This is a genomic window from Enterococcus sp. DIV0806c, from assembly GCF_051710905.1.
Lineage (GTDB): Bacteria > Bacillota > Bacilli > Lactobacillales > Enterococcaceae > Enterococcus_B > Enterococcus_B mundtii.
On sequence record NZ_JBIOLO010000001.1, the window covers coordinates 314,411 to 339,156 of the forward strand.

21 protein-coding genes are annotated in these 24,746 nt (G+C 39.6%); 19 read left to right on the forward strand and 2 right to left on the reverse strand.

Features of this window, described 5'->3' with window-relative positions; translation table 11 throughout:
* The first annotated feature begins 210 nt into the window (after positions 1-210).
* The 13 genes from sstT (at position 211) to IGK77_RS01600 (ending at position 12,792) form a co-directional block, all read left to right on the forward strand.
* Positions 211-1,443, forward strand: a complete 1,233-nt coding sequence (gene sstT, locus IGK77_RS01540) for a serine/threonine transporter SstT (protein ID WP_074799618.1) — start codon at positions 211-213, stop codon at positions 1,441-1,443.
* Between the two features lie 234 nt (positions 1,444-1,677).
* Positions 1,678-3,318 (forward strand): BglG family transcription antiterminator, encoded by a 1,641-nt coding sequence (locus IGK77_RS01545; RefSeq protein ID WP_074799619.1) that lies wholly within the window; start codon positions 1,678-1,680, stop codon positions 3,316-3,318.
* The gene (locus IGK77_RS01550; RefSeq protein ID WP_074799620.1) at positions 3,315-3,746 is read left to right on the forward strand and encodes a PTS sugar transporter subunit IIA; all 432 of its coding nucleotides are present in this window, start codon (positions 3,315-3,317) and stop codon (positions 3,744-3,746) included. Before IGK77_RS01545 ends, IGK77_RS01550 begins: the two co-directional genes overlap by 4 nt.
* 14 nt (positions 3,747-3,760) lie before the next feature.
* The gene (locus IGK77_RS01555) at positions 3,761-4,042 is read left to right on the forward strand and encodes a PTS sugar transporter subunit IIB (RefSeq protein WP_023518991.1); all 282 of its coding nucleotides are present in this window, start codon (positions 3,761-3,763) and stop codon (positions 4,040-4,042) included.
* 4 nt (positions 4,043-4,046) lie between these two features.
* Positions 4,047-5,297 carry a PTS ascorbate transporter subunit IIC gene (locus IGK77_RS01560; RefSeq protein ID WP_074799621.1) on the forward strand — a complete coding sequence of 417 codons (1,251 nt, stop codon included), beginning with the start codon at positions 4,047-4,049 and terminating at the stop codon, positions 5,295-5,297.
* Positions 5,298-6,038, forward strand: a complete 741-nt coding sequence (locus IGK77_RS01565) for a sugar isomerase domain-containing protein (RefSeq protein ID WP_074799622.1) — start codon at positions 5,298-5,300, stop codon at positions 6,036-6,038. It begins immediately after the preceding gene.
* 191 nt (positions 6,039-6,229) lie between these two features.
* Positions 6,230-6,874 (forward strand): DUF998 domain-containing protein, encoded by a 645-nt coding sequence (locus tag IGK77_RS01570; protein ID WP_071866180.1) that lies wholly within the window; start codon positions 6,230-6,232, stop codon positions 6,872-6,874.
* Positions 6,875-7,150: 276 nt separating this feature from the next.
* Positions 7,151-9,232 carry a BglG family transcription antiterminator gene (locus IGK77_RS01575; protein WP_074799623.1) on the forward strand — a complete coding sequence of 694 codons (2,082 nt, stop codon included), beginning with the start codon at positions 7,151-7,153 and terminating at the stop codon, positions 9,230-9,232.
* A gap of 18 nt (positions 9,233-9,250) precedes the next feature.
* On the forward strand, positions 9,251-9,553 hold the full coding sequence (locus tag IGK77_RS01580; protein WP_010736508.1) for a PTS sugar transporter subunit IIB: 303 nt from the start codon (positions 9,251-9,253) through the stop codon (positions 9,551-9,553).
* A gap of 24 nt (positions 9,554-9,577) precedes the next feature.
* Complete coding sequence (locus IGK77_RS01585) at positions 9,578-10,867, forward strand: PTS sugar transporter subunit IIC (RefSeq protein WP_074799624.1); 1,290 nt, start codon at positions 9,578-9,580, stop codon at positions 10,865-10,867.
* A gap of 19 nt (positions 10,868-10,886) precedes the next feature.
* Positions 10,887-11,279 (forward strand): hypothetical protein, encoded by a 393-nt coding sequence (locus tag IGK77_RS01590; protein WP_074799666.1) that lies wholly within the window; start codon positions 10,887-10,889, stop codon positions 11,277-11,279.
* A 21-nt stretch (positions 11,280-11,300) separates the two neighbouring features.
* Positions 11,301-12,170, forward strand: coding sequence for a class II fructose-bisphosphate aldolase (locus IGK77_RS01595; RefSeq protein ID WP_074799625.1), 870 nt, complete (start codon positions 11,301-11,303; stop codon positions 12,168-12,170).
* Between the two features lies 1 nt (position 12,171).
* Positions 12,172-12,792, forward strand: a complete 621-nt coding sequence (locus IGK77_RS01600) for an AAA family ATPase (protein ID WP_074799667.1) — start codon at positions 12,172-12,174, stop codon at positions 12,790-12,792.
* Between the two features lie 120 nt (positions 12,793-12,912).
* Here the strand turns inward: IGK77_RS01600 and IGK77_RS01605 are convergent, their stop codons facing one another.
* Both IGK77_RS01605 and IGK77_RS01610 read right to left on the reverse strand, forming a co-directional pair.
* A complete protein-coding gene (locus IGK77_RS01605) occupies positions 12,913-13,737 on the reverse strand; it encodes an alpha/beta hydrolase fold domain-containing protein (protein WP_074799626.1) in 825 nt (274 codons plus the stop codon).
* Positions 13,709-15,304 carry a PucR family transcriptional regulator gene (locus tag IGK77_RS01610; protein ID WP_074799627.1) on the reverse strand — a complete coding sequence of 532 codons (1,596 nt, stop codon included), beginning with the start codon at positions 15,302-15,304 and terminating at the stop codon, positions 13,709-13,711. The genes IGK77_RS01605 and IGK77_RS01610 overlap by 29 nt, the downstream gene beginning before the upstream one ends.
* A gap of 121 nt (positions 15,305-15,425) precedes the next feature.
* Between IGK77_RS01610 and fdrA the strand changes: the two genes are divergently transcribed.
* The 6 genes from fdrA to IGK77_RS01640 all read left to right on the forward strand — a co-directional run bounded on the left by fdrA (position 15,426) and on the right by IGK77_RS01640 (position 24,746).
* On the forward strand, positions 15,426-18,437 hold the full coding sequence (gene fdrA, locus IGK77_RS01615) for a DUF1116 domain-containing protein (protein WP_074799628.1): 3,012 nt from the start codon (positions 15,426-15,428) through the stop codon (positions 18,435-18,437).
* A complete protein-coding gene (locus IGK77_RS01620) occupies positions 18,430-19,305 on the forward strand; it encodes a DUF2877 domain-containing protein (RefSeq protein ID WP_074799629.1) in 876 nt (291 codons plus the stop codon). The genes fdrA and IGK77_RS01620 overlap by 8 nt, the downstream gene beginning before the upstream one ends.
* Complete coding sequence (locus tag IGK77_RS01625) at positions 19,275-20,519, forward strand: MFS transporter (RefSeq protein ID WP_074799630.1); 1,245 nt, start codon at positions 19,275-19,277, stop codon at positions 20,517-20,519. The genes IGK77_RS01620 and IGK77_RS01625 overlap by 31 nt, the downstream gene beginning before the upstream one ends.
* A gap of 22 nt (positions 20,520-20,541) precedes the next feature.
* Complete coding sequence (arcC, locus tag IGK77_RS01630; RefSeq protein ID WP_074799631.1) at positions 20,542-21,480, forward strand: carbamate kinase; 939 nt, start codon at positions 20,542-20,544, stop codon at positions 21,478-21,480.
* A gap of 6 nt (positions 21,481-21,486) precedes the next feature.
* On the forward strand, positions 21,487-22,701 hold the full coding sequence (locus tag IGK77_RS01635; RefSeq protein WP_074799632.1) for a dicarboxylate/amino acid:cation symporter: 1,215 nt from the start codon (positions 21,487-21,489) through the stop codon (positions 22,699-22,701).
* A 203-nt stretch (positions 22,702-22,904) separates the two neighbouring features.
* Positions 22,905-24,746, forward strand: a complete 1,842-nt coding sequence (locus IGK77_RS01640) for a beta-glucoside-specific PTS transporter subunit IIABC (protein ID WP_074799633.1) — start codon at positions 22,905-22,907, stop codon at positions 24,744-24,746.

The following is a 24,746-nucleotide window of genomic DNA, read 5'->3' on the forward strand; positions in this document are numbered from 1 at the left end:
CATATATTGGTTATTTTATAAACTACTTTTAAAGTTTGTTCCTTTAATAAATCTAAATAATAAAGCGTAAGATTGCACGATTAGATAAAATTTAATTATAAAAATAAGTAATTACTAAAAAGATAAATAATAAGAATTTTCTGAAAATTACCCTTTTGTTTCTCTCATGAAGATGTTAGAATGGTTGTTAAACTATAAAGGGGTGGTTGTTTGTTAGAGAAATTCTTGAACATGTCGTTAGTTCAACGTATTGGTTGTGGTATTTTAATTGGTATAATATTAGGTATTTTTTTACCGACCTGGGGATTTATTGCTTTATTAGGAACGTTGTTTGTTAGTTGTTTAAAAGCGATTGCGCCGCTGTTAGTGTTTTTCTTAACTGCTGCTTCGATTGCGAAACACAAAATGGGGAATGAAACATTTGTAAAGCCGATTTTAGGATTGTATCTAAGCGGAACTTTTTTAGCAGCTTTTGTTGCGGTGATCACTAGCTCGATTTTTACAGTGCCGATCACGCTACAAGAAACAGCTTCGGAACAAGCGCCTCAAAATATTGGGATTGTTTTATCAACGATGCTGACCAATGTCACTCAAAATCCGATTCAAGCAATTATTGACTCTAATTATTTAGGTGTGCTATTTTGGGCGGTATTATTAGGATTGGCATTGCGGACACGTACGGAAGCAACGAAAGAAGTTATCGATCAGATTTCGGTCGCATTGTCACAGGTCGTTCAATTGATTATTTCTTTCGCGCCGATCGGTATTTTGGGGTTAGTCTATGAATCAATTGCAACAACAGGTCTTTCTGGACTGACCGAGTATCTCCAATTAGTTCTTGTGTTAGTAGGTACGATGCTCTTTGTTGCTTTGATCATCTATCCATTACTTACTTTTTTGTTTATCAAAGAAAATCCCTATCCATTAATTTTCTTTTGTTTAAAAGAAAGTGCAATCTCTGCTTTCTTTACGCGTAGTTCTGCGGCAAACATTCCGATCAATATGATGTTGGCAGAAAAACTGAAATTAACAAAAGAATCTTATGCCATTTCGATTCCATTAGGAGCAACGATCAATATGGGGGGAGCAGCAGTGACGATTACAGTGATGACGTTAACGACTGTTCAGGCACTAGGTATCGAAGCTTCTTTTGGCTTAAAATTGATTTTAAGCATCTTGGCGGCTTTAGCTGCTTGTGGTGCATCTGGAGTAGCTGGTGGTTCATTACTGTTGATTCCTTTGGCTTGTAGTTTATTTGGCATCTCAAATGATATTGCGATGCAAGTGGTAGGAATTGGGTTTATTATTGGGGTCATCCAAGACTCAGTTGAAACAGCGCTGAATTCTTCCAGTGACTTACTATTTACCGCAATTGGTGAATTAGGTGCTAGAAAAAGAAATGGCGAGGCTGTTTCGATCAAAAGTCGTTTGAGTGAATTGTAATAGAGGAATCTTTCTACCATCATTTCAAAGTACATTTTTTTTAAGCCCACAGCAATCGTCTGTTGGCTTTTTTCATGTCTTTTACTGCGAGTAGAATTATTTAGTTGTTTCTGAGTATACTAAAAAAAGACTTCGATTAGTAATGTGCAGACTATCTCATTATTTTCTAATGATTTATTTGGTCTTCTAATCGGTTGTTAGAAAAATTATAGTAAATATAGAAGGTGATGGAAAATGACAGTTATGCACTATCAGGAAAATAAAATGCGCAGAATAACCATTCTCAATCGACTGTTGAATTTTGAGCACTTAAGTTACCAACAGCTTTCTGATGAATACTTTGTCTCACGAAGTAGTATTGCCAATGATCTTTCTTATGTGAAGGATATTTTTACCAAAGAAGGATTGAATTTGACATTTGATCGTTCGGGAACATTTTTTGAAGGAAATGAAATTCAAATCCAACGTGTGTTGAAGCGGACCATCCTTAATCATTTCAATGAACTAGAAGTGGTAGCAGAACTGGTAGAACAGCAACTTTTAAGAAGAATTGAGCAAGCTTTTCGTCAAGGAATCAACGAAAAACAAATGGAGATTCCAGAGAGTTATTTCAAAAGCATTGTGATTTCAATTTTATTGATTGTCCAACGCTCAAAAGAGGGTAAAAAAATAGATTTGATTGGTAAGAATCAGTATGGAAAATATTTCTTGGAGTTCAACAAGTACCCGCTTGTGTATGAACTATTAAAAAAATTAGAAGACCAGAAAATTTATCAGTTCACGCAAGAAGAGGTCCAATATTTAACTTACATTATCGTAGGAAGTGGCTTGAAATTCTTTATGAAAAGTGAGAATATTCCTTTTGCTTTTCGTGGGAAAATTCGGCAATTGATCCAAAAGGTTAGCGAAGGTATCCAGATTGATTTAACACAAGATAACCGTTTAGAAGAAGATCTTCTAGTACATCTGTATCAATTACTTTTACGAATTGAAGCGCAAACAACGATCGTCAATCCATTGATTGACGAAATCAAACAAAATTATCCATCCATTTATGGGGTTGTATGGTTTGCATTAAAAGATTTTTGTTGGCCAAGTGAAGTGAATCTATCTGAGGATGAAGTTGGGTTTGTCACCATCCATTTTCAAGCTGCTATTGAGAGAATCAAACGATTGAACAAATTATTATTTGTCTGTCCGAATGGCATTGGAACAAGTTCATTTGTTTCAGCCAAAATACGAAGAATCTTACCTGATATTGACAGCATTGAAACTGCCTCTATTGATAAGTTGACTTACATGGATCTATCAGAAATTGATTTTATTATTTCTACAGTTGATATACCCAAGCAATCAAAGCCTGTCGTCAGAATCTCGCCCATGGTGACTAGTCGTGATATGAAACGAATCATGAATCATTATATCGATTTAGTCATTGATCATGAGCATATGAAGGAAAGGCGGATATTGCCTGAAAAAACAAAACACTTGCTTGCGTCCAATATTTATTTTGGTCACTATGAGTCAAAAGAAGAAGCAATCCATTTTCTGATTGAGCAGCAAAACTTTAAAAATGACTATAAAAAAGAACAATACACCCAGTCGGTTTTTGACCGAGAAGCAATCCAATCAACCTATCTCGATAACGGTTTTGTGATTCCTCATGGTAATCCGTTATTCGTAGAAGAAACTGCTATTGCAATATTAGTAGCGGATAAACCAGTTAATTGGGGAAATCAAAAAGCAGATATCATCGTATTATTGATGATCCGAGAAGAAGATGTGAAAGAAGTTGAAGCAGTGATGAAACTTATCATGCAAGGGATTGGTGATAAAAACTGGTTCATCTCAAAAATGTTGGAGGTAAAAGAATGAGCAGAATTGATCCATTATTGGCAAAAGAGCAGATCCAAGTAATCGATGCAGTGGAAAATTGGGAGACTGCCGTTGAGATTGCAAGTGAGCCTTTGTTAAAAAGTGAAATGATAGCGCATACCTATTTGGATAATATGATCAAAAGTGTAGAAGAGCATGGTCCATATATGGTTTTAACCGACTATTTTGCCCTCATGCACGCCAAACCAGGTGTAGGAGTGAATGAACAAAGCATGAGCCTTTTAGTCGTAAAAAATGCAGTAGATATGAAAGAAAAAGCGGTGAAAATATTTTTGATCTTAGCTGCGAAAGATAGTGAGAGCCATCTGGAGAAATTGCAAGAAATCATGTCCATATTTATGGATGAAGTGAAGTACCAAACTATTTTATCGGGAAATAAGGAAAAAATAATCCAATTACTAACCTAAGGAGGAAGAAAAAAATGAAAATTTTAGCAGTATGTGGATTTGGTGTTGGAAGTTCAATGGTTTTAAAAATGTCGATTGATAAGGTGATCAAAGAGTTAGGTCTTAAAGCTACAGTAGAGAATACTGATTTATCCTCAGCAAAAGCGACTCAAGCAGATGTTTATTTTACTAGTAATGAATTACTACCAGAACTGAAAGCTTCGGTCAAAGCGCCTGTTTATCCAATCAAAAAATATATGGATACAAATGAAGTGAAAGCACAATTAGAACAATATTTAGCAAACAAGGAGGGCTAGACTGATGAATTTTATTAGCGATCATATTTTGAAAAATCCACCTGTTCTTTTAGCCCTGATCGCGATGATCGGTTTGATCATCCAACGAAAGTCATTTTCAGAAATCATCAAAGGTTCCTTGACCGCAGCCTTTGGGATGGTGGCGTTAACGGCTGGGGTAAATATGTTGGTAGGGACGATAGCTCCTATCAATACGGCGGTCCAGACACAATTAGGTGTGCAAGTTACTGAAGGGTTATCTGATGTGACTTTTACAGCAGAATACGGTGGTACAGTCGGTTTAGCCATGTTCTTAGGATTGATCATCCATTTGTTGATTGCTAGGTTTACACCAGTCAAAACGATTTTTCTGACTGGACATATGCTGTGGTGGTTCCCATTTGTATTTGTAGCTGCCGGAGTAGAGGCTGGTCTAACTGACGCTTTACTGATTGGGATCAGTGCATTATTGTCTGCTTGCTATTGGTCATTCATGCCATGGATCATGCGCAAATATGTTTGGGATGCTACCGGTGATGATTCTTTCTTGATCGGTCATCCGACAGGGATCTTATCATTGATTTCAGGATTTGTGGCAAAGCGTGTGGGAAATAAAGAAAAATCGACAGAAGATATCAATGTTCCAGAGAACCTTTCATTTTTCCGTGAAATTTCGATAACGGGTGCACTGGTCATGTTTCTTATGAATGTGGTAGTTGGGATCATCGCACCAGTTTTGATTCCAGAAGGTGGGAATCTTGTTATGTTTGCCATTGAAGCTGGGTTGAATTTCGGTGCTGGATTATTGATCATGTTGTATGGTGTTCGTTTATTGATTAATCAAATTATTCCAGCTTTCCAAGGGATTGCTGAAAAAGTGGTACCAGGTGCGAAACCTGCTTTTGATGTCCCGATTCTATTCAATTATCGTCCGAATGCGGTCATTATTGGGTTTATCGTTGCGATGATCACTTCAACGATTTTAGTTGTCTTAGCAAATTCATTCCAGTTATTTGGTGTACTGATCGTACCATTGGTCATTACAAGTTTCTTTGAATGTGGTGGAGCTGCAGTCATTGGTGAAGGCCAAGGCGGTTTTCGTGGGGCAGTTCTCGGAACGATTGCAGCATCTGTCGCAATGGTTGCTTTAGTTGGTTTTTCTGCCATGATTTTCAGTACAACGATCCAAAGTTGGATCTTGATTTTTGGCGGAAACGATTTGTCATTGTGGGGAATGATTGGACGAGGAATCAGCAGTTTGTTTGGAGGGTTTTAAATGTTTCGTTACATGGATAAAATCAGAGAACTATTAACAATTGTCGAAGAAAAAGAAAGGCAATCAATTGGAGAAGCAATTAAATTATTGACGCAAGCAAATTTACAAAAACATTCGATCTATATTTTTGGCGCCAGCCACGCGGGTATTTTAGCAGAGGAAATGTATTACCGCGCTGGAGGAATGATGACGATCAATGCAATATTTGGACGAGAAGTGATGTTGGATCGAAATCCAGTAACCTTTACGAGTCAAATGGAGCGATTAGAAGGCTATGGAATGGCCATAGCCGGAACGATTCCTTTTAAAGAAAATGATGTATTGATTCTTCATTCAGTATCTGGCAGAAACCCGATCATTATTGACTTAGCTAAAGTGGCAAAAGAAAAAGGAGTAAAAATCATCGCACTAACAAATGTATCCTACTCGAAATCTGTAACTAGTCGCCATTCATCAGGGAAACGATTATTTGAAATTGCGGATATCGTGATCGATAACCACGGCGATATCGGAGATGCGTGTTGTGAACTAACAGGTCTATCACAAAAGGTCGGGCCTTCTTCTACGGTGATTGGAGCGTCCATTCTCAATACGATCATTGTAGAAGTTTGTGAACAGTTGATTTCTGAGGGAGTGAAACATCCACCGATTTTCTATTCTGCCAATATAGATGGTGGCGATCAATTGAATGCTGAATTATTTGAAACGTACAAAGAGGTCATTCATTATCCATTCACTTAAACTAGCGCGTCGTGAGCCATTGATTTTAAAAAGATAACTTTTTTGAGAATATAGTAAATAAGCTATGTCAAAGCAAAAAATCCTTTGATCCTAACTCACTGAGTGTGACAGAATCAATAGGATTTTTTGTTTTGCAATTAAATTGAAAATGTTATTCTGTATATAAGAATAAAAGTGTTTTGGAGGAGTACATGGATTTTTTACGACGATATGGGCTTTATTTTTTATTTCTAGGAGTGTTGAGTGATTTTTCGACACCTTATATTTTGGGCTTGTTCTATCCAGGCTTAGATCAATTGAGGCTGCCAATCAGTGTATTCGGTGACGTCACAAGTCCAGTGAGAACATTCTTTCTTGTTTGTTCTGTTTTTTCAGGCATCTTTTTTATCTTATCCTTACCTGCATTGTATTCTTCGTTTGAAAAAGTATCTACTCATTTAGCGAAATGGTTGATTATTTCACTAGGTTTCTATGCAATAGGCGATTGCCTTTTTACAGGATTATTTAGTCTTAACACCCAAGCTACTTCGTGGGATTTCTCAACGTGGGTACATAATGTTGGTTCTAGTTTAGGTTATAGTGGCTTTCTTTTATTTCCGGTTTTTGCTTTATTGCTCTATCGAAAAGAAGCGAATCAGCCAATCAGTCGAATGTATATCGTCTTAATAAGCTTGAGTCTGCTGAGTGCGATGATTTACGGACTGGCAAGGATCCCAGTGCTGAATCACCTTCCACTATTGGATAAACTAGGTTTTTGTCAAAGATTGAGTTACTTCTTCAATTATTTAACGATCGTATCAGTAGGTATCAACCAACTAAAACGAGTGACAAAATAGCTGTTTGGTTGAGCGAAAGGGTTATTTCTAAACAATCGAATAAGCGAGCTTCCTGAAGTTTTTTTTTCAGAAAATGAGCCGCGCAAGCCAAAAATAGGAGAGACTATTTTCGACTTGTGCGGCTTATTTCTCGAAAGTAGGTGCTTCTGTTACTAACTTGCTTAAAAAAATTTATAAAGGTGTTCTTACTTTTCTGCCAACTTAATTGGCAGAAATCTCTACTTTTTATTTTGGAAGCGCCAACATATACTTGGTTCAGAAAGGAAAATCAATCATATGAAAACGAGAACGATTGAGTTACTTCAAAGATTTAGAGCATATCATTATCCAATCAAAGCGGAACAATTAGCGTTAGAGTACCAAGTCAGTCAACGAACGATTCGTCAAGATGTGTTGGATGCCAATAGTTGGTTGCGAGCCAATCAGCTGGCAGAGATCCAAACGGTTCGTAAGCAAGGGTTTCTATTGCGTTTAAGCGATGAGGAAGAAAAAAGACTGGCAGAAGCATTGGTGACTTATCAAGAGGAGTTGTTGAATCGTGACGAGAGGACCTTTGATTTAGTGTTATCAATTGCTTATGAGCAACAGCCAGTTTATTTGAATCGTAAGGAAGAAGCATTCATGATCTCGAAAAGTACGATGGACGAAGATATGCGTCGTTTGCGAGCGGATTTGATCAAATACGGTATCGAGATCGTGAGTTTTGGTAGACAGGGATTAGTCTATAAAGGAGCGGAGCGCTCCATCCGCACGATGATTTATGACTTGATCAATAAGAATCTAGGAAGAATTGATTTTTCAGCAAGAAATGGTACGAAAATCACTGCGGCTCAAAGAATTTTCCAACAGTATTTTCCACCTTCGGAGATTGTAAAGCTCGAAGCCATCTATACAGATACTATGATCAGACAAGAAGATGATATCTACAAAAATCAACTGTTGCTGTTTACGATGATTTGGGTCCAGCGAGTCAGAAAGCATGAACTTATTGCAGCCATCAATTGGAAAAATAGTAACGAAAAAAAAGACGGTTTCACTGACTTTATTGAAAAGGTGATCGCTGAGTTTCGTTTGACAGACGTTCCGCCGGTTGAAAGAAACTACCTTCGTTTTACGATCGAGACATTCAGTTCAAAAGATATCAGTAATTCGTTGGAATGGGTCCAAGCACAACTGTTGACGATCCAACTGATCCAATTCGTCGAGGAACAGACCCGTATCCCATTTCACTTAAAAGAAGAAATCCTGTGTGAAAATCTTTATAAACATATGACAGCTTTGATCATTCGCATCAAACATCGAATCCAAGTCACGAATCCTTTGAAAGAAAATATTCGGGCCAATTACCGCCCCATCTATGAAGCCGTTGAGTTGTTTGTCCCAACAATCGAGGAAGTCATTGGGGGAGAGATAATCGAAGATGAACTTGCTTTTCTAGTGATCCATTTTTCGACGGTTGCTAGCACGATCAAACAGAATGTCACGTACATGTATAAATCAGTGGTGGTTTGTCACCATGGACTGGCGACAGGCAATCTATTAGCAGAAAATTTAAAAGAGAAGTTCCCACAAATTGAAGTTGTTGCGGTATTGAGTTCTAAAGAAGCGGAGTTGGTGGATAAGTTAGATGTCGACTTGATTTTCAGTACGTTCCAATTAGCAGATCAGAACAAGCCGTTGCTCGTGTTGGAGCCTATTTTAACCGATGCGAATCGTCCGATCATTGCAGATTTTTTAAACGCTCACCAAAAGGTCCAACGACTGATTCCGACAGAGAGTGGGCAAACAGAATTATTTACCGATGTCTTGCGGATCGTGGAAGAAAGTGGAGGCAAGATCGATCGGCCAATCTACACCAAATTAGAAACATTATTTGAGCAAAATCATTTAGAAATCAATAAAAGGGAGATCCAACCAATGCTAAAAGACATTTTGACAGATAATCATATATTGATCCAAGAACACGTAGACAATTGGCAAGAAGCGATTGAACGAGTGGCTAAACCATTGTTGAAAGAAAATATCGTTGAGTCAAGTTATGTTGATGCGATGGTCCGTGCAGTAGAAGAGTATGGCGCCTATATCGTTATTGGCAAGCATCTGGCATTAGCCCATGCCAGACCAGAAGATGGCGTCAATAAGTTAGGGGTGAGTGTCGCGACGATTCGTCAGCCAGTTGATTTTGGCAATGAAGAGATGGATCCGGTTAAAATCATTTTCTGCTTAGCAGCGGTGGATTCATATTCTCATTTAACGATCATGAAAGAGTTGATCGAGTTGATCAATGACGAAACGAAATTGACTCGTTTGATCGAAAGTCCTAATGTAGATTCATTTAAAAAACTACTATTTAAGTAGATAGAAGGAGAGAGTGGAATGAACAAATTGAATATTTTATTTGTATGTGGCGCAGGGTTAGGAAGTAGTTTTGCCGCTCAAATGTCAGCTGAAGATGTATTGAATAAATTAGGAGTGACAGCTAAGCTGGATCATTGTGATATTTCGTCAGCCGTTTCGATGAAGCCGGATGTGATCATTACCGCAGAGAATTTTCGTTCACAATTTGAGAAATTTACCATTGATCCGACAACAGCCATGATTTACTTGAAAAATATCGTCTCAAAAGTTGAGATCGAAGAGAAGTTAACACCAGTTTTACAAAGTAAGGGAGCTATCTAATCAAGAAAAATAGGGGGAGAAAACATGGGCGTTATCAATTTTATTATCGAAAACATTTTGACTCAAGCGTCGATCACGATTGCCTTGATTGCGATGTTAGGGCTGATTCTGCAAAAGAAATCAACGGGTCAGATTATCTCGGGTACATTGAAAACATTGCTAGGCTTTCAAGTTTTAAGTGCGGGTTCGAGTATCATCGTCGGTAGTTTGACGTATTTTGGGCAAATTTTTACCGAAGGGTTCCAAATGGAAGGGATCATTCCTTCAATTGAAGCAATCAATGGTCAAGCAATGAATGAACTTGGTCTAGGTAGAGACATCGCATTAACATTTTTAGCTATTTTTGTCTTCAATATTTTACTGGCACGGTTTACCAAATGGAAATATATCTTCTTGACTGGTCAAGCAATCTTATGGATGGCGACGATGACCACTGTATTTGGGTACTTTGCTGGGTTACGTGGATTTGTCTTGATTTTAGTTGGTGGTTTCATTGGGGCAGTTTTTGCTGTTGCGATGCCAGCGATGGCGCAACCAATCATACGTAAGGTCACCGGTTCAAACGATATTGCTTTAGGGCATTTTTGTACGATCGGTTATTTATTTGAGGCTGGGGTAGCAAAAATTTTTGGTGAAAAAGGCGAGAACAAGAAATCGATTGAAGATATCAAATTGCCTGCTCACTTTGAATTTTTACAAGATACGTATCTATCGGTCATGGTGGTGATGGTACCTCTTTATATCGTGACTGTGTTGTTTGCAGGAGAGACGTTTGCGGCTGAGCTATCAGGGGGCCAAAACTACATCATGTTTGCCTTTTTACAAGCTATCCAGTTTGTTGTCGGTGTATACGTCTTACTTTCAGGGGTACGCTTATTACTAGGCGAAATTGTTCCAGCGTTTCGTGGGATTGCGATGAAACTAGTTCCTGATGCGATCCCAGCGTTAGACTGTCCGGTATTCTTCCCTTATAGCCCGAATGCAGTGATTTTAGGGTTCATCACCACAACGATCGGTACGGTCATTGCGATGTTTACATTACCGATGTTTGGATTAGCGATGATTCTGCCAGGGATGTTGACGAATTTCTTTGCTGGGGGGACAGCGGGTATTTTTGGTAATGCAGTTGGTGGACGACGAGGAGCAATCATTGGCGGGATCGCTCATGGTTTCTTTATTACCTTGTTGCCAGCATTACTAGTAACGATTTTCAATTCAATGGGATTTGTTAGTGCGACAGCGACAGATGTCGACACAGTAGTGGTAGCGCTACTTTACGCTTGGATCTTAAGTCCGATTTTAAAAGCATTCTAATGTGAAAGTAGGGATCATGATGTTTGGTTTTTTGAAAAAGAAAAAAGAGCAACCTGAAGTAATACAGACGCTTTCCAGCGAAGAAAAAGAAGAACTTCAAACAGCAATCGAACGACTCAAGAAAGATATCGACCAGACAGAAGAAACAGACCAACTAGCTGTTCTTTTTGAACAAGTAGGACTAAAACTCGCTGAGTTAGGGGATAACGATCAGGCAATCGAACAGCTTGAAAAAAGTTTATCACTGAAGAAAAGTATCAATGATGGGTACAAGAAGTTGATGTCTTTATATAATGCAAAAAGAGCAGAAGCTGCACGAGCTGGGAACGATCAAGGAATTGATCATTATATGGGGAAAATGGACGAGATGCGACAAATTGCTAAACAACTCACGATTACAGGGAATAAATAAGAATAAAGGTGGCTATAAAAAATGTATACGACATTAAAAGAAGTAACAAAAACAGCAGAAGCTTTGAATTTTACCGTGGGCGCATTCAATGCGCATAACTTGGAGATGTTGCCAGAAATGTTACGAGCAGCGAAAGAAATGGGTGCGCCGATCATTATCCAAACAAGTGTGGATACGGCGAAATATATTGGGATGAATGTCTTAGTCAATGTAGTGAAAACGATCGCTGAAGAAGAAATGGTGGATGCTGTCCTTCATCTGGACCATGCGCGTGATTTCTCTGATATCAAGCAAGCAATCGATAGCGGTTATACTTCGGTGATGTATGATGGTTCCCATTTACCTTTTAAAGAGAATATCTTGAAAACAAAAGCAGTCGTTGAATACGCCCATGCTCGTGGTGTCTCAGTGGAAGGGGAGCTAGGAACGATTGGTGGGACGGAAGAAGGAATCCATGTGGCAGAAGATGATAAAGTGTATACCAAACCAGAAGATGCGGTAGAATTCGTAGCAGCAACTGAAGTAGACGCATTAGCAATTGCTATTGGAACAAATCATGGGCAATTCAAATCAAAAACAGAAGTCAATCTACCACTCCTGAAAGAAATCGACGCAGTAGTCGATGTTCCCTTGGTCATCCACGGTGGTACTGGAGTGAAAGAGGAAGATTATCCAGAGTTGATCAATCACGGAATCCGTAAATTCAATGTTGGGACAGAGCTACTTGTCAACTGGACGAAAACCGCAAAAGAAAGCTTTGGTGAAACAGAAGTCAGCCGATCATTACGCCACAACGTGATCCCAGCCAATGAAGCAGTGAAGGCAATCATCAAACATAAAATCGGCTTGTTTTTGAATACAGGAAGTGAGATCTATGCAGGAAAGAGCTAAAATGAAAAAATATTTGTTTCTTTTGGCAGGAAGTCCTGGGACAGGGAAAACCTATTTGATGGAACGACTGTTCGAACGGTTTCCAACGATGTATCGTCTTACCTTAGATGAAGTCAAAGAGTATTACGCTGAATCAATTGGGTTCGATAATTTAGCTGAACGAGCAGAGCAAGAAAAAAACAAGGTGTATCCATTCTTTTATCAGGCATTGGAACTGTACATGGAAGCAGGGAAGAAAGTGATTGTTTCAGAGTATCCTTTCAGTGACAAACAAAAAGGACCATTAGAAGCGTTATCAAAAAAATATGGCTATGAAGTGATCACGATTCGCTTGCACGCAGACTTTGATGTACTATGGCAACGACGTTATAAAAGAGATCGCGATCCTGAACGTCATTTGAGTTATATTATGGACCATTATCATTATGGAGATACGTTGGACGATCGATCGTTAGGAACCAATCATATTACCAAAGAAGAATTTAGAGCTGTTATAAATGATCGAAAGTATGAACACTTTGAACTTGGAACGCTTTATACATTCGATGTGACTGATTTTTCCAAAGTGGATTATACGCCGCTGTTAGACGAGTTAGAGTGGCGAGTGGCGAATGATCAATAAAAATTAATATCTAGTTGATTGATTCAAGTTTTGAATGAATCGTAAAAAGTGAAAGCCTATCCTCCTATTTATTGAGAGATAGGCTTTTTTATTTTTATTACTGGATTTCCGTGCCATATGTCAAAGCGACTCTTTGGTGGATAACCAATCTGATAATTTCTTTAAGACTGTTTGGACTTGTGGCTCGTTTGTTTGTTTCAAAAAGTCATGTTCTAGATCATAAACAGGTTTGAATCGACTATTCGAGATCTGTTTGCTTATCCTTTTACTTGAAGCAAAAGGTACTTCTTGGTCTGAGGTACTGGCGGTACTATAGCAAGGAGGAAAAGCTGCAAGTTCTTTTTCACGAATGGCATAATCCGACCAATCCAGTGATTTCGGTAAGTGATAGTAATCGGCTAAGATCCCGTGTTGTCGTCCGTAGTGATAAAGTAAGGCGCGACCCATCAGTGGATCGTCTGCCGTGGGTGTTTGTTGATCAATGCCTATAAGCATTTCTTCTGTTAATGTGTGTGTGGTGGGATTGGTTTGTTTCTTCAGAAATTCAAAATCAGTATATCCATAAAAATTGATTAAGAAATTGGGTGAAATCCTTTTATCCATAAGCAAATATTTGGTTAGGTGGAACATCAAATAACTTCCCGCAGAACGTCCACAAATACCAAAGGGGTGTTCATGGATGATTGTCTTTTTTAAGACATCAAAGCTTTCATTTAGTTTTGCAATGATTTCTGTTACAGATGTATTTGGTGCCAACAGGTAATCAAGAGTTAGTAGAGTATAGCCATGAGCTAGAAAGAGATCCTTTAGTGTATGGGGTATGTCACCTTTTGATCCGTAAATCAATCCGCCGCCATGCAGATAAAGGATATATTTTGGTGTATCGCTCTGAGCAAGATAAATGGTTACTGTAATGTCATCGAGTAGTTGTTTGGTTTCTTTCATTTGCCTGTCTCCTCATTTTGATAATATAGGCGCCAATCTCATGATTGACCATTTGTAACGGATTTGTTAAATCAATTGATAAATAATCGGAAATTTTGTGGAGACGATAACGAATCGTTTTAGCATGTAAAAACATTGCTTCTGCTGTTTGTTTGTAGTTGCGATTGTGTTGTAAAAAACAATAAAAAGTTTCAAATAAGTCATAGTCTGTTTGAGCCAACTGCGCCAATTTTCGAGGGATTGCTTCTTGCAATGTTGCTATCTGATTTTCTCGAATAAAATGTTTGAATATGCCGATATCTTCGGATGTCACAACAGGACCGTTGTAAAATGAGGTATTGAAATTCAAAATATCCAAACATTCAAACAACAATTCCTTGATTTCTTGTCGTGGTTTTGCTTGGCTGATGGCAAAGGTTACTTGTTCATTTTCTGCGAGTATTTCTACCATCAGACGTGAAATCTGATCTTTAGTGATAGGCCCTTCCGATTGAGCAAAGTTGAATAAAACAGCTGAATATTGATGTTGGTCAAAGAAAATCGCCTCTTTTTTCAGTGTCCGTAAAAGTGTAAGGATGCGATTTTTCATTAATTGCGTTTGCATCTCTTTAGTTGAAAAGACGATTGTCTGGTAAGTATCTTTTGACTGCATATGCGCTTCTTGTAGCAAGCTATCTAATTCTTCAGGATTTCGTGGTGTATTTTGTAAAATCGCATCAGCTAAATTATTTAAACGGGTATAACGTTCTTTTTTCAATAGGCTTTCTGTATTGAATTTTTCTTGCAAGGCGTCAATGGCATTTTCGATAATGACTAGGTCGGTTTCTTTGATTTGTTGGTTGTTCAGATAAACAAGCAATAAGCAATTGAGAGAGTAGTTATTGAAAATCGCAATCTCTAATGCATAGCGTTTTTTCGAGTCTGTTTGAGCATAAAGTGTCAGTAAAGAATAATCGTTTTTCATGAAATCTGTTTGCGGTAGCGATTCACGTGAGAGTACGATGGCATCGGTTGGAACCAGCCCTTCGCAAATTTCGATTTCTTTATCAAGCAATTTTAAGGAAAAAGGAAGTTCGATGATTTGATAAAACTCTTGCATGATCGTTTCTAAAGAAGAAAACTGCTTTTCTAGACGGTTGAATCTTTGGCGTGCTTCATAGTAGGTTCGTAAAGTATGGGCATGTGCATTGAGTAACGGCTCATAAATCGTTAATAGAATTTTTTCATAGCTGATTTCTTGGCTGATTTTGATCAATGGGATTTCATATTTGAAGCACAATGCAATAAACCATTCGGGGATCACCTTGATAAAACGATCGGTTTTTAACACAAGACCACTGATCCCGATTTGACACATCTTGATGAAAAAATCTTCCAGTTCTTTTTCTGACAAGTCGTTCAATGCATAAAACGAGGTCAGGATCAGCTGATTTTGTTTACTCCAATTTTCGATATCAATGGCTTCTAAGACCATTGCAGTTTCGACTTCATTATCTAAACCGATCTCATTCGTTAGAATCTTCCCTTTTTTTAGTTCACCTAGCAATAATAACTCCCTTAATTTCATCATATTCTCCTTTTTTCCTTTTATGGATAAAAAGTATAGCATTCTTTTAGAAATACGTCCGATGAAAACACTTTCTTAATCTTCTACAATGACAGTGTAAGAATGAATAAGGAGGGGCATTATGTTAGAAACGGTTGTTTTACCAAATAATTATCAAGATTCCATCAACTTGATGCTATTGACTAATCAAATCAATTCGCTTGAGGAAGTCAACATGAGCCAGATCATGATGGGAACGGATGCTAATAAAGATATTTTGAATAACACGTCACTTTTAACAGAAAAGGCACAAACTGCGTCTGCGAACGATTTAATGATCGTGGTAGAGAGTGAGGATGAATCAATCATGGAAAAGGTACTGCCAATGATTGATGATTTTTTAGCGGATCTATCAGCAAAAGAGACAGCGCAACCGAATAAATCAGTGACCACGTGGAAAGAAGCATTGAAACAATTACCAGATGCAAATGTCGCCTTGTTTAGTATTCCGGGGGAATACGGCGCAGCAGAAATGGCACGTGCGTTGAAGAATAATCTGCATGTTTTTTCATTTACGGATAATATTGCGATCGAAGATGAAGTCCGTCTGAAAAAACTAGCGCATGAAAAAGGATTACTGATGATGGGGCCAGATTGTGGGACAGGTATTTTATCGAGTATTCCAATTGCTTTTACGAATGTTGTCGCACCTGGAAATATTGGCGTAGTTGGTGCATCTGGTACGGGTATCCAAGAAGTGACGACAATCATTGATCGTCTAGGTGGAGGTGTGGTTCATGCTATTGGTACCGGTGGTCGTGACCTGAGCGACAAGGTGGGAGCAATAACGGTCAAAGATGCAATCGTGGCACTTGAAAACCATGAACCAACAGATGTGATCTGTGTGATTTCTAAGCCACCTGCAAAAGAGGTACGTGACGAAGTAGTGCAATTATTGCAGAGTATTTCAAAACCAGTCGTCGCTATATTTTTAGGAGAAAAACCAACGAATCACGAAGGAAAAGTCTATCTGGCACACACGTTAGAGGAAACTGCCCGTATCGCTGTAGATTTAGCAAACGAAGCAACAGTGAAAAAAAATTACTTTGAAGCACTAGAACAACCGGATGTCTTGACGCTTGCTAAAGAAAAAGTCGTCAAAGGGCTATATTCTGGAGGAACGCTCGCAGCTGAAGCAGGCATGCTGATTTCAGAAGCATTAGATTTAGGTGGTCTGGTCAAAGAAGATGGGTACATCTTGAAATCTCAAGGTTATGAAGTGATTGATTTAGGAGATGATCGTTATACACAAGGGAAACCACATCCAATGATCGATCCGGAAGTCCGGATCCACAAAATAGAAGAGTACGCCAAGGAAGAAGAAACTGGCGTCATCTTATTTGATATTGTTTTAGGATATGGTGCACATGAAGACATGGTGGGTGCATTGTTACCAACGCTCCAATCTGCGCAGTCAGAAGCGGAAAAAGCAGGACGTGAACTTTATTTCGTGGCGACAGTCTGTGGGACGAAGAATGATCCACAAGACTACCAAAAATCAGTGGAACGGTTGAAAGAAGCAGGTGTTTTTGTCGCAGAGAGTAATGCTAAAGCGGTTCAACTGGCATTGTTGTTAAAAGGCATCAGATTGTCTGAAGCAGATAAAGAAGTCTTAGCATATGATGGAAAAACAGTTGCTGTACCACAACCGAGTGAGCAAGTCATGGAATTATTGACGACGAAACCGCGTGTAGTGAATGTCGGTTTGAAAAGCTTCACCGAATCGATTGTCACCTATGGTGGACAAACAGTCCAGTTGGATTGGCGGCCTCGCGCAAGCGGTAACAAGAAAATGATCAAAATTTTAGATGCGTTGGAAGAGCATCAGGAGCAAATTGACGAAGAAAATCAGAAAGTGACAGAAAAAATCAAGAACGCACAGCCGTTTCTGGTCGATGTGGTCCCTGCAAAAACGGTGATTCCTGAATTAAATGATCCAAAGCAAAAAACACTATTGCATGCAGGTCCGCCAATCACTTGGGAGGCGATGACCGGACCGATGCGAGGCGCGTGTCTAGGTGCAGCGTTATTCGAACGTTGGGCAGAAAACGAAGAAGAAGCATTAGCACTTTTTGAAGCAAATGAAGTGCGATTCATTCCTTGTCATCATGTACAAGCAGTAGGACCGATGGGAGGGATCACTTCTGGTGATATGCCGGTCTTCATTGTTGAAAACCGGAAAGAAGGCAATCAAGCCTTCTGTATCTTGAATGAAGGTATCGGTAAGGTATTACGTTTTGGTGCGTATTCCCAAGAAGTCGTTGATCGCTTAGATTGGATCAAAGAAGTACTAGGACCAACAATTCATCAAGCGTTGGCATTCACCGAGGAAGGATTGAATCTAAATGTTTTGATCGCTCGGTCGATTACGATGGGGGATGAATTCCATCAAAGAAATATTGCTGCTTCTTTGAATTTCCTGAAAGAAATCGCTCCATTGATCATTCAAACGGAGATTCCTGAAGAACAAAAATATGATGTAATCAAGTTCTTAGCAGATACGGATCAATTTTTCTTGAATATCATGATGGCTACGGGAAAAGCAATCGTCGATGGTGCGCGCCAAGGGACTAAAGGAACAATCGTGACAACGATGACACGTAATGGTGTTGATTTTGGTGTTCGAATCGCAGAAACAGGCGATACATGGCATCTAGCGCCTGTAAACACACCAAAGGGCTTGTACTTTACAGGATTCAATGAAGAAGATGGTAATCCCGATATTGGCGATAGTGCTATCACAGAAACTGTCGGTGTAGGAGGAATGGCCATGGTGGCAGCACCAGGTGTGACCCGTTTTGTTGGCGCAGGTGGTTTTGAAGATGCGTTAGCAACCTCAAATGAAATGGCGAAAATCTGCGAAGGGCATAACCCAACGTTTTCGATACCAACTTGGGATTTTCAAGGAACTTGCTTAGGAATCGATATTCGCAAAGTGGTGGAAACAGGAATCACTCCTGTTATAAATACTGGAATCGCGCACAAAAATGCTGGAGTGGGGCAAATTGGCGCAGGTACAGTTCGGGCACCACTCGCTTGCTTTGAACAAGCCTTAGAGGCCTATGCTAAGGAGCTAGGGATCAACGTTGAGTAATCAAGAAATTCAAATGAGCGAGTATTTATCTCCACTTTTGCAATTTGGAAAAATAGGTGTGATCCACAGCGTATTTGAGCATTCCTTTAATGTTGAAATAAAGCAACAATTGATCAATATCGCCTGTTTTCATGACTATCTATCTAGTTTTGGTATCAATCTTCCTGAATATCGATTTAACACACTTGCTTCGGCTCTTCAAACAGGAAATCGTGTAAAAATAAATGATGATGTATTGACGATTTACAGTATTTCAAGTGTCAGACAAGTGACATTAAAACCGTGTCGGCTGGTTCCTCTCAACGTCTTCACGTTAGGGCTATCAAAAAAACAACTACTTTTATTGAAACCATTTTTGGCTGAAAAAAACTGGCAGACAAAAATCGGGTTACCGGTAGATAAACGTGCATCCACGCTGTTTGCTCGAATGGCACAGCCAAACAGAGAGTGGACGACAACTGAATGGCAAGAAGTCGTTGGTTATCTTTTAGGCAGAGGCAAAGGGTTGACGCCTAGTGGTGATGACCTATTGATGGGCTATCAGCTTGTTTTAGGGACTGTTTCAGATCCCAGAGGAATCGCGCTAGCGGTTGCTCTGGGAGAAGCCCAAACGGCAACGACTGCAATCAGTCAAGCGTATCTAACTTGTGCGACAAAGGGGTACGCCAACTCACTAGTGTATCAATTATTTTCAGACTTAGCACAAAATCAAGAGGGGAAAATAGAAGAACAGTTAGAGAAAATCATGAGAATCGGTCATTCTTCGGGAAAGGATCTAGCTTTTGGTATTTGGTTGGCGCTACAAGCAATCGAAGGAGAAGAAAGTGAGGGTGAAACATGGAAGCGAGTAAACAAAAACAAGCAGTAAGAGTCAGTGATACTTACTGGATCAAAGTAGTAGCAATCTTTTTTATTGGTTGGATCTTGATGTATGCCACACGAACGATTTTCAACCCGATCATGGGGGTGGTCGGGGAAGAATTCGGTTTAAGCAATACGCAATTAGGCTTAGCAAATAGTATTTTCTTTCTGACATATGCCATCGCTCAGATTCCTTTTGGGATCGTCGGAGACAAAATTGGACGAAAGTTAGTCATCACAGTGGGATTTTTACTTTTGGCAGTAGCGACATACTTCACCGGATTAGCCACGACGTTTATTTTATTCTTAGTGATTCGTGCCATCGCTGGGATCGGGCAAGGTGCTTACTACGGTCCACAGTTTGCCTTGTCGACAGAAGCGATTCCAAAGAGTAAACGGACGATTGGAAATGCCATCATTAATAGTGGTATGGCTTTTGGAACATCAGGCGGTTATCTTCTATCAAGTAAATTGGTCTTAGAAAACGGAGATGATTGGAGCAAACCTTTTTATCTTATGGCGATCCCTACATTGATTGTCGGCATTTTGTTTTATGTATTGTTGAAAGAAAAAGTGATCCGTCCGGGTGAAGAAGCGGAAGTGGAAGAAGGTCCAAAAGAAAAAATTTCTTTGAAGCAGATTTTTACAAATCGTAACTTAGTAGCAGCCTTTATTTTATGTTTTACCAGCATTTATGCTAATTTTGTGATTCTCACTTGGTTGCCGCAGTTTTTGATTGCAGAACGTGGATTTACTGGAGCGAGTGTCGGCTTTATTTCTTCTTTAGTCCCTTGGGCATCGATACCAGGCGCCTTACTCTTTGCACGGGTCAATGATAAGACAGGAGCGACGAAGAAACTAGTGTTTGTTTTGGTTCCATTAGCAATCGTTTCGGTTTTTGCTATCGCTTTTGTTACCAATCGTACCTTATTGATCACAGTGCTTATTCTTTATGGATTGACTGGGAAATTAGCACTTGACCCGATCATGGTGACGTTTGTCACGAAACATGCACCAAGAGCAGCCTTAGGAACGACGTTAAGTGCGTATAATTTTATCGGGATGTCAGGATCGATTTTAGCGCCTTACGTTACTGGTTATTTAGCAGATACTTCAGGTTCGATGCAAGTTGGTTTTTACCTCTCTTGTGTCTTGTTGATCATCGGGTTGATTCTCTTTGCCCTATTGGCAAAAGAGGATCGTACACAAACGCTGAAGTAATAGAAAGAGGTGTAGGAAAGACATGGGATTAAATGTGATTGCTTTAGGTGGGAATGCTATTTTAGAAACTGATCCAACCGATAAAGGACAAAAAGCCGTAGTCGAACAGGCGGCTGAAGCTATCGCAGCTTTTGTTGAACAAGGAGAACAAGTCATTCTTTGTCATGGCAATGGTCCGCAGGTTGGCAATTTATTATTGCAGCAACAAGCAGGAATAAGCGCAAAAAATCCTCCAATGAGCTTGGATACATGTGTCGCAATGACGCAAGGAAGTATTGGCTATTGGTTACAACAAGCGTTAACCAATGCGTTTACGCAACATGGGATCAACCAACCGGTCGTCTCCATCGTGACACAAGTGTTAGTTGATCCGAATGATCCATCGTTTCAGAAGCCAACGAAACCGATTGGACCATTTTATACAGAAGAGGAGGCAAAAAAATCGGTACAAAAGAATGAAGGAACATACGTGGAAGATGCAGGACGTGGCTACCGTAAAGTCGTTGCATCTCCTCAACCAAAAGAAATTGTGGAAAAAGAAGCACTCCAAGCATTAGTAGCAGCTAATGTTGTCACGATTTGTGCAGGTGGTGGTGGTATCCCAGTGATTGAATCATCTGGGCTTTATCAAGGCGTGGAAGCTGTCAATGATAAAGATTTCTCAGCAGCCGTATTGGCAGACGCTATGGGTGCCGATCGTTTGATCATTTTAACTGGTGTCGAGCATATCTATATCAACTATGGAAAACCAGAAGAACAAGCCTTAGGGACGATGACTCCCGAAGAAGCAAAAGAATACGTAGCTGGTGGTCATTTTGCAGCTGGAAGTATGTTGCCAAAAGTAGAGGCAGCGGTCCGTTTTGTTGCAAGTGATCCAAAACGTCAAGCAGTCATTACTTCCATTGAAAAATTGAACCATTTGACTGAAGGTGCGGGAACAGTGATTCAACAAACGAGGTAACGAGTGATGAAAAAAAATGCCATGATCACTCAAATTAGCCTTGCATTGGCTTTAGGTATTCTGGTGGGGATGTTCTGGCCTATGAGTGCGTCTGTGTTAAAACCGATTGGCGAAGTATTTTTACGACTGATGCAGATGGCGATTCCATTATTGATCCTTGGTCAGATCATTCAAGCTTTAGGTAGTATTGATTTGAAGGAATTAGCAAGTATTGGGACACGCACCTTGCTCATCTTTGGGATTTCCTCCTTATTGGCAGCTTTATGGGGTGTGTTATTGGCTGTTTTGTTTACGCCTGGATCTGGCATGGAACATATAGAGCGATTAAGTCCTACGATCGAGGCGCAAGAGCTGTCGATCCAAGAAACATTTCTCCAGTTTGTGCCTAAAAATATTTTTGACTCCCTTACGCAAGGTTCGATTATCCAAATCATTGTTTTCGCGATTTTTTTCGGCCTAGCCTTGAATCACTATGGACAAAAACAGCCCCAATCGAAGTTGTTTCAACTAATCATTGATTTTAACGAAGTGATTATCCAAGTCATCAAGTATGTGATGCATTTTGCCCCTATTGGGATATTTGCCTTGGTGAGTAGCAGTATCAGCCAATTAGGCGCACAAGTCATTCTGCCAATGGTGAAATATCTACTGGTGTATAGCTTAGCTACAGTATTGTTCTTACTGGGATGGTTAGTTGTTGTCAGTATATACGGCCGATTACATCCGTTAAAATTGATCATGAATATGAAGAATATGTCGATCATGGCGCTTGCAACGACTTCTTCAGCCATCACTTTACCAATCGAATTAGAAGAAGCACAACATAAATTAGGGTTGAGTAAGCGAATCAGTCACTTAGTCTTACCATTAGGGATGTCATTGAACAGTAATGGCTCAGCAATGCACATGGCACTGACGGTGATCACGATCGCTCAGATGTACCAAGTAGAGTTTCAATGGACGACCATGGTCTATCTTGCGATTTTAGCTACTTTTATTTCTTTAGCCAATGCGGTAGTTCCTGGTGCGGGGCTAGTTTCTTTAGCCATCATCGTGCCGCAAATGGGGTTACCTATTGAAAGTATTGCCATTTTTGGCGGTGTCGAATGGTTAGTAGGGATGTTGCGCACGATTTTGAATGTCAATTCTGATGTGTATTCAGCGATCCTAGTGGCAAAATCAGTCGATGAAATCGATTATGAGATTTTTAACCGTGGCTAAATGAATAAAAAGAAAGGGGTTGCAATTTTAAAAAATACTTGTTATAGTAAATGTAAATAAAACAGGCATGTGACTGGTAAAGCAGGCAGGACCTAAAGAAAGACACACAAAGAATCCTTTGTTGTTATTTCTTATGGTCTTGCCTGCTTTTTTCTTTTTTGTCTGCGCAGCGAAAAAGGAAAACGAAAGAAGGAGTGGAAAAAATGGATTATCAAACTTTAGCAAAGCATATTTTACAATTCGTTGGCGGAAAAGAAAATATCATTCATTTGGAACATTGTTCAACTAGGCTTCGTTTTACGTTGAAAGATGTCAAACAAACAAATCGTGAAGAGTTAGAACGCTTAGATGGGGTCATCGGTGTTCGTAGCAATGCTCAATTCCAAGTAATCATTGGGAATGAAGTAGTGGAAGTTTATGACGAATTAGCCAAATTGATCGGAGAAATCTCTGCAGATCAGAACATAAACAAAGAAAAGAAACCTGTTGGCACAATTTTACTTGATTTTATCATTTCAGTCTTTCAACCGTTGATTCCCGCGATTGCAGGTGGCGGTGTCTTAAAATCACTTTTACTGCTCTTATCTTTATTGGGTGTGATGGATGCAAACTCATCTACTTACCTGCTATTGAATTTGATCGGAGGAGCGCCTCTTTACTTCTTACCGATTTTAGTTGCGATGACGACAGCAAGAAAGCTAAAAGTCAATGAAATCGTAGCTGTTTCAGCAGTGAGTGCTTTGCTTTTACCAGAGATGGCAACCCTTCTAGCAGACGGAACCTCCTTTCTAGGGTTCTCAATTGAAAATATTGCGTATGCTTCTCAAGTCTTCCCAGCAATCTTAACGGTGTTGTTTTACAGTATCGTCGAAAAATATGTCACGAAGATTTCTCCGAAGCCGATTCGTATTTTCTTTGTTCCGATGGTTGCTTTATTAGTGACTGTTCCAGTTGCACTGCTGATTTTAGGCCCTTTAGGATATAACGTTGGTGGCGCATTCTCGTATTTGATCGTCGAGTTATATCAACGATTAGGCTGGTTAGCAACAGGCTTACTTGCCGCAGTTCTACCATTGATGGTCGTTACTGGCATGCACAAAGCGATGATTCCTTATGCTGTTTCTTCAATGGGAGAGTTAGGAAAAGAGATGCTCTATTTACCGGCTTCTTTGGCTCACAATATCGCTGAATCTGGTGCATGTTTTGCCGTAAGTTTAAAGACAAAAAATATGAAATTGCGACAAACAGCGATTTCTGCAGGAATCTCAGCTTTGTTTGGTATCACTGAACCCGCATTATATGGGGTCACGATCTTACACAAAAGGGTATTGAGTATCGTGATGGTTTCTAGTTTCATCGGCGGGATATTTGCCGGAATCATGGCTTTAGAAGCCTTCGCATTGGTTGGACCAGGGATTGCGAGTATCACTATGTTTGCCAGTGCAGATCAACCGATGAATCTTGTCTGGGCATTCGTCTGTACAGCTCTTTCTTTTGTTGTGTCGTTTGTAGGTGGCTTGGTATTTTTTAAAGATCAAGAAGAAGCAACCACACAAGAAGAGAACGAGAGTCGTAGGGGAGGAACTTGGGGTATCGTGAGCCCAGTCAAAGGGCAAGTGATTCCTCTTGAAACAGTCCCAGATGATGTCTTTTCTAGTGGGATGGTTGGCGAAGGTGTCGGGGTCATTCCAGAAGAAGGTATTGTTTTTTCTCCTGAAGAAGCACAAGTGACCATGCTATTTGAGACAGGTCATGCAATCGGGTTACGAACGGTGAGCGGAGTAGAATTACTGATTCATGTAGGAATCGATACAGTCAAGTTACAAGGTGAAGGTTTCCATGCCCTTGTTCAAGAAGGGCAGATGGTGCAACCAGGCGAGCGTTTACTTGAGTTTGATATTGAAAAAATCAAACAAGCAGGATTTGATCCAGTCGTTGTGGTGGTCGTGACCAATCAGAAGGAGTATCACATTGATCGTCAAGTAGAAAATCAATCAGTGACACCCAATACTGAGTTATTGATGATTTCTGCTTTAGCAAAATGA